Genomic DNA, 3,366 nt, shown 5'->3' with positions numbered 1-3,366 from the left:
AAATACTTACTCATAATAATCTCTTTGTGATAAAATAGGATATCCGAAATATTTATACCCAGAAAGGACTCCATGATGAAAAATTCAATAAAACTTTCCCTTCTTTTGTCTCTCTGCTGTCTGGGCGCCTTCCCTGCTGTCAGCGCCATGCCTGTGCAGGCCGCCGGTGAAGAAGCGCCGGCGCCCAGGGCTCTCTCTTCTGTTTCCGCCAAAGCTCATAATTACGGTTTCGGAGAAGCCATTTCTTCCGTCACCGTCAAATATCCTACGCCCATTGACAGCGCTTCTCTTTCCACCTCCGATTTCAGCATCGAAGGAAAGACCATTGCCTCGGCTGCCGTGAGCACGTCTCCTGACAAAGCTTCCGGGGAAAGTGCCGGCCCCTATGTCATTCTCAGCCTGACCAATACCAATCCCCAGTCAGACAAGCCGCTCCCCGCTCATCCTGAAAACGGCGATGACCATGGCGGCAGGGGAGTAGACGCCCCCATGAACAGCGACCGTACGCTTCCTGATCTGTCCCTTTCCCTGAAGCAGACCGGCATGGTCTGGGATACCAAGGGCATTCCCTATCTTCCTTCGGAAACGGTCTACACCGCCACTGCTGATGAACCGGAGCTCAAAGGCTTCCGGGAAGGGCTGTACAAGGATCCCGTCACCGGCGCCTCCATGCCCTACCATCTTTATCTCCCCAAAGGATATGAAAGCGGAAAAGACTACCCCCTCATTGTTTTCATTCCTGACGCCAGTGCGGATACCAATGATACCAAGCTGTCCCTGGTGCAGGGAAACGGCGGCACCATCTGGGCCTCTCGGGAAGAGCAGGATAAACACCCCTCCATTGTGCTTGTCCTTCATTATTCCAAGGACCTCATCGACTCCCTGGGCATGATGACCACCGATGAAAATCAATGGACTCCCGGTCTTACCCTGGCCTATGACACCATCCAGCACATCATCCGGACCTATCATGTAGATAAGAACCGTATTTACGGCACCGGCCAGTCCCAGGGCGGCATGGCCAATATTGCCATCAGCGACCGGTATCCTGACCTTTTTGCTGCCCAGTACCTGGTGGCCTGCCAGTGGAACGTAGAGGAAATGGCAGCGCTGAAGAACAAGAACCTGTGGATCCTCGTATCGGAAGGCGATACCAAAGCCTATCCCGGCATGAACAGCGCCGTGAAGCTCTGGCAGAGTCTGGGCACGCCGGTAGCCACCGCTGATCTCTGGGACAGCCATTCCGAAGGCAGAGAATGGAAACACCTCACCGGTTCCATGATGCAGCAGGGCTGCCCCATCAATTATTCCGTCTTCGCAGAAGGCAATCACATGTACACCTGGACCATTGCCTACAACATCACCCCCATCAGGGACTGGCTCTTTACCCAGACAAAAGACGGCACTCCCGCTTTTCCTTCCGAAGGCTCCCTCACGGAAAATGAAAAGCGCTCCCTGGGCGGAAACTACCTGGACATGGGTATCGGCTGCTACCAGGGTGCCCGTCCCGATTACGCCAAAGCCATGGCCCTCTTCCAGGAAGCCTGGAAAATGGGTCATATGAAGGCAGGCCGCTGGATAGGCCTTCTCTACGCCAACGGCAAAGGCGTCACACAGGACAGCCGGAAGGCTGCCGAATGGTACAGGAAATCCGCCGATAAAGGCGATGTCACCGCCACCTGGCTTTTAGGCGAACTGTACGAACAGGGAAACGGTGTCCCCCAGAGCTATGCCAAGGCTTTCACCCTTTACAGCCGCGCCGCCCAGCGCACCGACATCATCGGCGCACCGGCCATGACCAGACTGGGAAGGCTCTATGAAAAAGGACTGGGCTGCACCAAAGATACCGCCGAAGCCGAAGAGCTGTACCAGAAATCGGTGGATGCCGGCTATACGGAAGCAGAAGAAGACCTGAACCGGCTGAAAAATCTCTAACTGCAGGAATATTCCTGTCTGTCTCTCCAGAAGAAGCACCCGCGTACGGTGCTTCTTTTACTTTTCTTTTACAGGAATGTTATATAATAAAAATATAAAATTTCATGATTTCCCAGCAGAAAGGAGCCTCTTATGATTAAGCTTCTCTTTATCTCCCATACCGGAAGCGGTGAACCGCCTATGGCAGAATTTATTATGAAACATATGGTAAAAAAAGCAGGACTGGAAGAAAAAATCTACGTTTCCTCCGCCCGTCTGGAAAAGGAAGGCTCCCCCCTCTGCACTGACGGCCTCACTGTCCTTGCCGCCCATGGGATTCCCTTTACGAACAAGAAGCCCATGGCTCTGGAATGGCGCACCTATGACCAGTTCGACTACATCTATCTCATGGACAATCCCCAGGACCCCCGCCTCTTCAACACCATGGGCGGGGACGTGGATAATAAGATTTCTCTCCTTTCCACCTATGCCGGCTATGAGGGAGGCATTGCCAACCCCTACAAGGGAGCGTCCTTCGAGGATGCCTACCATGCTTCTGAAATCGCCTGCAGAAAACTGGTGGAAAAATTCAGGGACTGGGTGGAATAGTGCGGCCGGCGCCGGTCACCGGTCCGCTGATAGATACCGTCCAACGGGAAGAATGTTATGAATACCAGAATGCAAAACCTGCGGATTGCCAGGGAAAATGAAAAAATCATACAGGATGGATGCTATGAAGCCGGGGGCAGGGTATTTCATTTTTCCCTGCCCCTTTCCCGGCTGCAGCAGGCTGAAATCTACAGTCCGGAAAAGCTGGAAGCCCTGGAGAAAGCCGTCCGAAGCCATCCCCTGAAAAAGCAGGGGCACATAGCCGTTGTGGAAGGCGATACCATGGAGCACGCAGGAGAGGCCGTATTGAACTTTGCCAACGCCTTCACCCCCGGCGGCGGCTACCTTTACGGCGCCTCTTCCCAGGAAGAGGCGCTCTGCCGGGAAAGCACCCTCTATGTTTCCCTGTCCGGCCCTCATGCGAAAGCCTACTATGCATACAACAGAAAAAGGGCCGATATATACGGTTCCGATGCCCTTCTCCTTTCTCCGGAAGTAGAAATTTTCCGAAAAAGCGATTCTTCCGGCTCCTCCCTTTTCGGCCCGCCTGTCAAAACGGCAGTCATCACGGCGCCGGCGCCGGATCTCCGCGGTCCGGCAGGCCGCATGCGCCCCGAGGAAATCCGCCAGGCACGAATAGGGCGTATTCGCTCCTTCCTGTCCCTGGCCGCTGCGAAGGGGTACCATACTCTTACCCTTGGCGCCTGGGGCTGCGGCGTGTTTCTCAATCCGCCGGAAGAGGTGGCCTCTGATTTCCGGCAAGTGCTGGTGGAAGAGCAGTTCCGCCTGGCTTTTGACTCCATCCTTTTTGCCGTTTACTGCCCCGGCGGAAAGGAAAATCTC

3 protein-coding genes are annotated in these 3,366 nt (G+C 54.4%); all 3 read left to right on the top strand.

The window, feature by feature from the left end; translation table 11 throughout:
* The first annotated feature begins 75 nt into the window (after positions 1-75).
* Positions 76-1,935: an esterase gene (locus ACI4N7_RS08155; RefSeq protein WP_439732863.1), complete on the top strand. Its 1,860-nt coding sequence runs from the start codon at positions 76-78 to the stop codon at positions 1,933-1,935.
* A gap of 132 nt (positions 1,936-2,067) precedes the next feature.
* Positions 2,068-2,523 carry a hypothetical protein gene (locus tag ACI4N7_RS08150; RefSeq protein ID WP_439732862.1) on the top strand — a complete coding sequence of 152 codons (456 nt, stop codon included), beginning with the start codon at positions 2,068-2,070 and terminating at the stop codon, positions 2,521-2,523.
* Positions 2,524-2,580: 57 nt separating this feature from the next.
* Positions 2,581-3,366, top strand: a 786-nt coding sequence (locus tag ACI4N7_RS08145) for a TIGR02452 family protein (RefSeq protein ID WP_439732861.1), incomplete at its 3' end; no start/stop codon positions are given.

It is taken from the genome of Dialister sp., assembly GCF_051885895.1.
Classification (GTDB): domain Bacteria; phylum Bacillota; class Negativicutes; order Veillonellales; family Dialisteraceae; genus Dialister.
This window is presented reverse-complemented; position numbering and strand designations above follow the sequence as displayed.

Bases quoted from the DNA above. Each gene is read 5' to 3' on its own strand.
- ACI4N7_RS08155 (WP_439732863.1), top strand. From the start codon at position 76: ATGAAAAATTCAATAAAACTTTCCCTTCTTTTGTCTCTCTGCTGTCTG.
- ACI4N7_RS08150 (WP_439732862.1), top strand. From the start codon at position 2,068: ATGATTAAGCTTCTCTTTATCTCCCATACCGGAAGCGGTGAACCGCCT.